Genomic DNA, 7,980 nt, shown 5'->3' on the forward strand with positions numbered 1-7,980 from the left:
ATTCAAGCACCTGACATTTTACCATTCTTGAGGCCATTATCCTTTATAAACAAACGATTAAAGCCAGTTTTGCGCCGATTTTGAACTCCGAAACGTGAGTCAATTACTAAGATAGACCGACCCTATCACGATGCTTACTTTAAGGATGATTACGATATTATTGCCATAGATGGTCGTGATCGAGTTTTATGTCTACAGCGTGTACTCAATATTGGCATGAGCCCCAATGGGATTTTGCTGCTTGACAATAGCGAGAGGGTTATGGACGGAAAGTATTCCAGTTATTTATCTATGCTGGATGGGTTTCAATTTATTCATTTTCAACAGCCATATGTGCCAACCTCAGGTCCTGGCTTAGGAAACTATGTTGATCGATCAGGAAACCAAGTTAAGCATCGCTGGGTAACAACGGTTGCTTGGAAGAATCCTAAAATTATGCTCACAACATCTGGAGATTACTTTGTGAGTCTATTTTGACGAAAACAGGCAGATAAAACCAGTCCGCGTAGAGTGGCCCACCGTTGAGATAAGAAAAGACAAGCCATGAGCAATAATGATTTTGTAACACTGTTTAGTCGATTGTCAAAAAAGTATCAATTCTCTGCTCCAGTTGTTGTTTTTGATGTGGGCGCAAACATAGGGCAATCTATCCATACCTTTAAATTGATATGGCCTGATTGTAATGTTTATGCGTTTGAACCAGTTTCTTCAACCTTTAATAGCTTGTCTGAAAATGTGAAGAAATATAACAATTTGGAATTACATAATTTTGCACTGAGCAATATTCAAGGCGTCGCTTTGATGACAAACAAGCCTAATTCTACAATGAATCAGATTGTTAGCAATCCAAAAGACAAAAGTAATGTGGATGAAATAAAAGTGGCGAGAGGAGATGATTTTTGCAGATCAAAATCGATAACGAACATTGGGTATTTAAAAGTTGATGCCGAAGGTCATGACTTATTAGTCTTGCAGGGTTTTTCTGATATGCTATCACGACAAGATATCGATTTTGTACAAGTTGAAGCTGGCATGTCTTGGAGAAATCAACGTCATGTATCATTAGAAAAATACAAAGGATTTCTAGAAGTTTTTGGATATCGCTTACTAGCAATCTATGAACAAACAACAGAAGCGCGATTGCCCCTACTTAGGCGATCTAATCTTATATTTATTTCAGATAAATTAATAAATACATATACGATTTGACTCTAACTGTCGAGCGCGAGCCGTTGGGCGTCGTGGATGCCTGGAGGTGGGCGCGGGAACCGAAAGGTCCAGACGGTACCCGTCCGGGGCTCAAGGAGCGCGTGCGCTGGGGCGAAGGGGACGCGCGGGTGGCGGACTTGGCCGCCGAGTTGCCGCAGACGCGTCTGGTCTCTGTGGCCGATCGCGAAGGCGATCTGCTCGACCTCATGCGGGGTGCGCGCGACCTGGGCCATCCCGCCGACTGGCGGCTGCGCGCCAAGCACAACCTAATGTGACATCCAGACATTAGGCATTTTGTCTGCCCGCGTCAGCGGAGCATCAGCAATTCCCGGCGAACTGAGTGTAAGCTGCTGATTTAGAAAGAATCGCGCTCTTGACAGCAACAAGATTTGCAAAATAGCAACCTATCTTTTCAAGAGGTTAGCGTTCGCCGGGAATCGCTGGCGGAGCATTGACGATACGAGGACGTCGGGATAATAAATACGAGACCTATATGTCTTCTTCCGCGTCTTCTTCCGCGTCTTCTCCGAGGAACTCGATCTGCTGGTCGATCTGATCAATGTGGTGGGGAAAAGGGGCTAGGTTCGATCTTTCAACTCGAAATTATCTTGAACGACCGGAGCAGACCGATGCCGACGATTAGCATGTTTTATGGCATCTTACTCGCTATGTACGCGCTGGATACCGATGCCTTGATCATCGATTGGTCCACCGTGGCTAAGCTGCCACCGGGACGAGGTACGGCTGCCTCGCCGGGCGCGGTCGTCGTCGCGCCGGTCGAGCGGGCCAGGGCCTGCGCTCGAGCACCTGCTCGAACAAGGATGGGTGGGGCTGAGCGAAGAAGCGCTCAGCGGCCGTGGTGCCATCGGGGCGCTTGATGGCAAAGTGGTGCAGGGCGGTTAAGACCGGCTGCTGGCGCGGACTGAGTTGGTGATGCCCGTGCCGATCGAGCGCGAGGAAGCCGTTGCGCCCTTCGACACACGAGCGGCTGCGCGGGAACAGAGCGGCACACTCGCCGGCGACCTGCTCGAGGTGGCGACGGGTCTGCCGGTCCAGCGACGGGATCGGGTGCGAGGGCGTCAGCAGCGGGGCGAGGCGCTGAGCACTCCGTGCCCGCCGCCGATGGCGTGGTTCAGCGCGCGTGCGGCGCGCGGCGGCGCGCTCCAGAGAGAGCGCCGGGATCCGGTCGTTGCGCATGGCCTGCGCGATCGCCGGAGCCAGGTCCAGCGCCGGCACCCGAGGGTTGACCATCATGAAGAAGAAGGCCAGCGTGGCGACAAGGCGGTGGGTCAAGCGCTTCGCCTTGGCCAGATGCGCACACCGGCGCGCAGAGAGGTCCGCCTCCTCGGCGATCGCCTGCAGGCGCGCAAACCGTGCCCCTCAGCGCGTCTGCAACGGCTCGGGCGTTTGCGCCTGTCCCTGTTGGAGTGCATCGGGAGGATCGATCTCGCTGAAGGCGCCGATCAGGGTTTTCGCCTCCGCGCGCTGGGCCTGGGCGCGCGCATGCGCGCGACTGGCCTGAACGGACGCGGTCAGCGCCTCATCGAGGCGCGCGGCAAACGCCGGTGGGCGTCCCGGGCCATGGCGGCGGCGATGATCGGCCGGCTCGGCGGCGCAGGCGCCTTGCCAGCACGCCGTCGCCTCAGCCGCCGCCGTCTCGGCCGGCTGCTCAGCGCGCTTCAGCGAGAGGCTCATCGCCTGGCTGACCTCATGCTGCAGATGCAACAGATCCGTGGAATGAGGCGCGCCCAGATCGCGTTGGACAGGTGCCAACAGCCCCTTGGCCTCATCGCTGGTCCCTTGCACCACGGTGACGTTCAGCCCCGCGCGCTGGCTCGCGAGCGCCGGCGTCCAGGCCGCCGCCGAGCGCTCATCGCGCGTCTGCTCGAGCAGGATGAAGCCCGAGACCGCCTCAATGCTCACCAAGCGCATGCCGTCCTTCCAGGTCTCCTCTTCGGCGAGACTCAGCAGGCGATGGGGCATGGCTTGGGCCCAGCGTCTCGCGCCGTTCGGTGGCAGTGGTGACGATCGGCTCCTCTAAGGTGTGGCATGGCACGCCTGCTGCGCGCCGTCGGAGGCGCCGATGAACGCCGACCGTCCGCTGCGTTCGAGAAAGTCGCCGATCACGCGCCCGCCCGCGCCGCCGGTGCCGGGGTCGCAGGGGGCGCGTTCCAGTGACGCCGTGTGCGGCGCGCGACGCCATCGCTGGCGACCGCCGCGCGTTGACTCTGCCCATCCTGCGGCGCTTGCGCCACCGCATGCCGATGCTTGGCGCGATCCAAGCGATCATGGATTGGCGTGGGGCGTCGATCTGCAAGAGAGTCAACAGCGGCAGGGGCATCGGGCAACGGCATTTCCCTCGGTCAGTTTGCACTTCCAAGGGTACGCCTACCCGGCGCTCCTGCCACTCCTTCAGGGCGCTTGATCGCCTAACGAAATACTCGGCTTTGGACCAACCGATGATCAAGGCCGAAAATCGTTAATTTCCCCTGTCGACAGCCCGGAGCAAGCGTATGTCACAGTTACCGACCCTGGCGGCGATGCTGGTCGCCAGCATGCTGTCATGGCCGATCGCACACCCGCTGGCGGCGGTGTCCTCGGCTGCCGTGGACGATGCCGACAGCTTCGACGACTTCCCGCGCGAGGATCTCCTCGTCTACCCGGACTGGTTCAAACGGAGTTTCCTGGATATCCGCGTGGACCTTGACGAAGCGGTCGCGGCGGGCAAGCAGGGGCTGATGGTCTATTTCGGACAGCAACGCTGTCCTTACTGCCATCAGCTCATGCAGGTGAATTTCGGGCTCTCCGACATCGTCGAATACACCCGCCGTCATTTCGATGTCGTCCCCATCGATATCTGGGGGACCGAGGAGGTCACCATGCTCGCCGGCGAGACCCTGACCGAGCGCGCATGGTCGCAACGCGAGGACAGCGACTTCACCCCGGCCATCCTGTTTTATGCCGCGGACGGGACCGTCGCGCTGCATCTGCGCGGCTATTACCCGCCCTATCAGTTCCGCGCCGCCCTGGAGTATGTCGCCGACGGACACTACCGGCGCGAATCCTTCCGCGACTATCTGGCGCGCGGCGAGGACCGCATGGTGTTCGAGCCCGAGGATCTGAACGAAGAGCCATTCTTCATGCCCCCGCCGCACAATCTCGACCGCCGCTCTCCGGCCGAGCGTCCGCTGGCGGTCTTTTTCGAGCAGGGCGACTGCCATCCCTGCGACGTGCTGCACGGGCAGGCATTGAGCGCGCCGGCCATCCATCGTCATTTTAGCGAGTTCGACAGCGTTCAACTGGACATGCGCTCCGAGGTGCCGGTCATCACCCCCACCGGCCAGCGCACCACGGCGCGCGACTGGGCCGCCGAGCTTGGGCTGTTCTATGCCCCGGCGATCCTCTTTTTCGACGAACGGGGCAAGGAGCTGCTGCGGGTCGATTCGGTAGTCGGCTTCTATCGCCTGCGCAATGTCCTGAACTATCTCGCCAGTAAGGCGTATCTGACCGAAAGCTATGGGGCCTGGCGGGTGTCGCGGGCGTTTTGAGGGCGAATCTGGTATTTTTGCGCAGTGCAACATTCGGTGCGTCCCGTGCCGTCTACCCCTTCCTTTGAGAGTGGAAACCAATGCAAAGCGTCTATATTGCCGGTGCCGGTTCCGGCAGCGGAAAATCCGTGGTAGTGCTGGGTTTCATGGAGTTGTTGTCGGCCGTGAACCGGAAGGTGGGCTTTTTCCGCCCGTTCGCCCCCAAGGAGGGCGAGTCGGACAATCTCACCGCCCTGATCCGCAGCCGCTACGATCTGCCCTTTTCGCCCGAGATGCTCTACGGCTGTACCCTGGAAACGGCCCGTCAGCTCCTCGGCAGCGGCCATTACGACGAGCTGCTCAAGCTCATCATGAACAAATTCAAGATGCTGGAAGAGCGTTGCGACCTGGTGGTCTGCGCGGGGACCGACTACAACGGACTCATCCCCTCGCTGGAATTCGACTTCAACGCGGATCTGGCCACGAATTTCGGTTGTCGCCTGGTGGTGGTGGTCAAGGGTTTCGGTCGCGGCCCGCAGGAGGCGGTCGACGCCCTGCATATCGCGCACGAGATGATGCGCGAGCGCGGCGGCGACTTTCTGGCGAGTGTCGTCAACGGCGTGGCCGCCGAGTATGTGGAAATCGTCAAGAATCGCGCCTACGACCTGCTGACCGAGAACGAAAACGTCTATGTGCTCCCCGAGCAATCCGTCCTCGGGATGCCGACCGTCGGCGAGATTCGTCAGGCGCTCAATGCCGAGTGTCTCTGCGGCGAGGGCGACGCCATGCATCAGGTGGTCACCAATTACAAGATCGCGGCGATGGAGATCCCGGATTTTCTGGGCTATATCGAGGACGGCTGTCTGATCATCACCCCCGGCGACCGCTCGGACATCATCCTCGCCAGTCTGGCGGCGGATGCGTCCTCCTCCTTTCCGCGCGTGGCCGGTCTGTTGCTGACCGGCGGTCTGCGCCCGGCCGAAAAGGTCCAGCGACTGATCGAGGGTTTGCGCCGGACCAAGGTCTCGATCATGCAGGTGCCCGCCGACACCTTCACCACGGCGATGAACGTCAATCGCATCGAGGCGACCATCCTGCCCGGCGACGACCGCAAGATCGCCGCCGCGCTCGGTCTGTTCGAAAGCTATGTGAACGTGGAGGAATTGCGCGGTCGCATCGCCGTGCATCACTCCGACCGGATCACGCCGCTGATGTTCGAGTACGAACTTATCCGGCGCGCCAAGGCCCGGCGCCAACGAATCGTACTCCCGGAAGGCAGCGACGAGCGGATCCTGCGCGCGGCCGAGATCCTGACCCTGCGTCAGGTCGCGGATCTCACCCTGCTCGGCGATCCGGACAAGATTCGCCGCCGTATCGGGGAACTGGGCCTCAAACTCGACGGCATCCGCATCGTCGACCCCTTGACCTCGCCCGACCGCGAGCGCTATGCCCAAACCTATTTCGAGCTGCGCAAGCACAAGTGCATCTCCGAGCAGATGGCGCATGACGTGCTGGAGGATGTCAGCTATTTCGGCACCCTGATGGTCTATCTGGGCGAGGCCGATGGCATGGTCTCCGGCGCCGCCCACACCACCCAACACACCATTCGGCCCGCTTTCGAGACGGTCAAGACCAAGCCCGGCATCAAGCTGGTCTCCAGCGTCTTTTTCATGTGTCTGCCGGATCGGGTGCTGGTCTACGGCGACTGTGCCGTCAATCCGAACCCGAACTCCGAGGAGTTGGCCGACATTGCGATCAGCTCGGCCGCCACCGCCGCCGCCTTCGGGATCGAACCGCGCATCGCCATGCTGTCCTATTCGAGCGGCAGTTCCGGCAAGGGCGAGGATGTGGAGAAGGTGCGCGAGGCGGTCCGGATTGCCCGCGAGCGCCGACCCGACCTCAAGCTGGAGGGACCGATCCAGTACGATGCCGCCGTCGATATCGAGATCGGGCGCTCCAAGATGCCCGAGAGCGAGGTGGCCGGTCATGCCACCGTGCTGATCTTCCCGGACCTCAACACCGGCAACAACACCTACAAGGCGGTCCAGCGCAGCGCCGGCGCGGTCGCCATCGGTCCGGTCCTGCAAGGGCTGAACAAACCCGTCAACGATTTGAGCCGGGGCTGCACGGTGACCGATATCGTCAACACCGTGGCCATCACCGCTATTCAGGCACAGAACGAACGCGACGCCCTCCAGGAGAACGCCGAATGAAGGTGCTGGTGCTCAATTCGGGGAGTTCCTCGATCAAATATCAACTCTTTCGCAGCGACGATTGGCGGACGCTGACCTCGGGTGCGGTCACGCGCATCGGCGAGCGCGAGGCCGAGGTCACGGCGGAATGGTTCGACGCCCGGAACGTCCGGCAAACCAGCCGGGTCGACGCGCCGATTCGCACCCACGAAGAGGGCATCGATCGCATCATTCTGGCACTGGCCGGGCAGATCTCGCGCGAACGCTCCGGCGCGACCGACGAGAATCTCGACGAGATGATCGCGCTCCTGAAAGACACCGAGGCGCTCGCCGAAGCGGCTGGGCTGGTCGCGATCGGTCATCGTGTCGTTCATGGCGGCGAGCATTTCAACCGTCCGACCATCGTCGATGACGCCGTGATCGCGGCGATCCGCGAGGTTACGCCGCTCGCGCCGCTGCACAATCCCGCGCATCTGATCGGCATCGAGGAAATCCGCCGGATTTTCCCCCGGGGTCCCTCGGTGGCGGTGTTCGATACCGCTTTTCATCAGACCATGCCGCCGACCGCCTATCGCTACGCCATCCCGGAGTTCCTCTATACCGAGCACCGTATCCGACGCTATGGTTTCCACGGCACCTCGCATGGCTATGTCGCCAAACGCGCCGCCCACGTTCTCGGCCAGCCGCTGGAGCAGTGCAATCTGATCACGCTGCATCTGGGCAATGGGGCCAGTGCCAGCGCCATTCGCGCCGGTCAGTGTATCGATACCTCGATGGGCCTGACCCCGTTGGAAGGGCTGGTGATGGGCACGCGCTGCGGCGACATCGACCCGGCCGTGGTCATCTATCTCGGCAAGAATCTGGGGCTCGACGCCGATGGACTGGATCGCATGCTCAATCGTCAGAGCGGACTGCTCGGGATCTGCGGCGTCAACGACATGCGCGAGATCGAACAACTTGCCGCGGACGGCAACGAACGCGCCGAACTCGCCATCGGCATCACCGCCCATCGCCTGAAGAAATACATCGGCGCCTATTACGCCGAACTGGGC

Annotated in this window: 8 protein-coding genes; 6 read left to right on the forward strand and 2 right to left on the reverse strand. The window is 60.3% G+C overall.

Translation table 11 applies throughout. The features are described 5' to 3' along the window. Positions 1-543: 543 nt before the first annotated feature. Together QZY07_RS10005 and QZY07_RS10010 are read left to right on the forward strand one after the other, a co-directional pair. A complete protein-coding gene (locus tag QZY07_RS10005; RefSeq protein ID WP_295402070.1) occupies positions 544-1,209 on the forward strand; it encodes an FkbM family methyltransferase in 666 nt (221 codons plus the stop codon). Further along, entirely contained in the window at positions 1,206-1,484 is a 279-nt protein-coding gene (locus QZY07_RS10010) for a hypothetical protein (protein WP_295402071.1), read from the forward strand. The genes QZY07_RS10005 and QZY07_RS10010 overlap by 4 nt, the downstream gene beginning before the upstream one ends. A gap of 442 nt (positions 1,485-1,926) precedes the next feature. Here the strand turns inward: QZY07_RS10010 and QZY07_RS10015 are convergent, their stop codons facing one another. Together QZY07_RS10015 and QZY07_RS10020 are read right to left on the reverse strand one after the other, a co-directional pair. Further along, positions 1,927-2,502, reverse strand: coding sequence for a DUF6399 domain-containing protein (locus QZY07_RS10015; RefSeq protein WP_295402072.1), 576 nt, complete (start codon positions 2,500-2,502; stop codon positions 1,927-1,929). Positions 2,503-2,589: 87 nt separating this feature from the next. Continuing rightward, the gene (locus QZY07_RS10020; protein WP_295402074.1) at positions 2,590-3,192 is read right to left on the reverse strand and encodes a hypothetical protein; all 603 of its coding nucleotides are present in this window, start codon (positions 3,190-3,192) and stop codon (positions 2,590-2,592) included. Positions 3,193-3,292: 100 nt separating this feature from the next. Here QZY07_RS10020 and QZY07_RS10025 point away from each other — a divergent pair, with 100 nt between their 5' ends. From QZY07_RS10025 to QZY07_RS10040, 4 genes are all read left to right on the forward strand, one after another. Further along, positions 3,293-3,634, forward strand: coding sequence for a hypothetical protein (locus QZY07_RS10025; protein ID WP_295402076.1), 342 nt, complete (start codon positions 3,293-3,295; stop codon positions 3,632-3,634). Positions 3,635-3,722: 88 nt separating this feature from the next. After that, on the forward strand, positions 3,723-4,757 hold the full coding sequence (locus tag QZY07_RS10030) for a thioredoxin fold domain-containing protein (protein WP_295402078.1): 1,035 nt from the start codon (positions 3,723-3,725) through the stop codon (positions 4,755-4,757). A gap of 80 nt (positions 4,758-4,837) precedes the next feature. Next, the gene (gene pta / locus QZY07_RS10035) at positions 4,838-6,949 is read left to right on the forward strand and encodes a phosphate acetyltransferase (RefSeq protein WP_295402080.1); all 2,112 of its coding nucleotides are present in this window, start codon (positions 4,838-4,840) and stop codon (positions 6,947-6,949) included. Beyond that, positions 6,946-7,980: acetate kinase (locus tag QZY07_RS10040; RefSeq protein WP_295402081.1), on the forward strand; the 1,035-nt coding region annotated here is incomplete at its 3' end. The genes pta and QZY07_RS10040, both read left to right, overlap by 4 nt.

It is taken from the genome of uncultured Thiocystis sp., assembly GCF_903866365.1.
In the GTDB taxonomy this organism is placed as follows: domain Bacteria; phylum Pseudomonadota; class Gammaproteobacteria; order Chromatiales; family Chromatiaceae; genus Chromatium.

Bases quoted from the DNA above. Each gene is read 5' to 3' on its own strand.
- QZY07_RS10005 (WP_295402070.1), top strand. From the start codon at position 544: ATGAGCAATAATGATTTTGTAACACTGTTTAGTCGATTGTCAAAAAAG.
- QZY07_RS10020 (WP_295402074.1), bottom strand. From the start codon at position 3,192: ATGCCCCATCGCCTGCTGAGTCTCGCCGAAGAGGAGACCTGGAAGGAC.
- QZY07_RS10025 (WP_295402076.1), top strand. From the start codon at position 3,293: ATGAACGCCGACCGTCCGCTGCGTTCGAGAAAGTCGCCGATCACGCGC.
- QZY07_RS10030 (WP_295402078.1), top strand. From the start codon at position 3,723: ATGTCACAGTTACCGACCCTGGCGGCGATGCTGGTCGCCAGCATGCTG.
- pta (WP_295402080.1), top strand. From the start codon at position 4,838: ATGCAAAGCGTCTATATTGCCGGTGCCGGTTCCGGCAGCGGAAAATCC.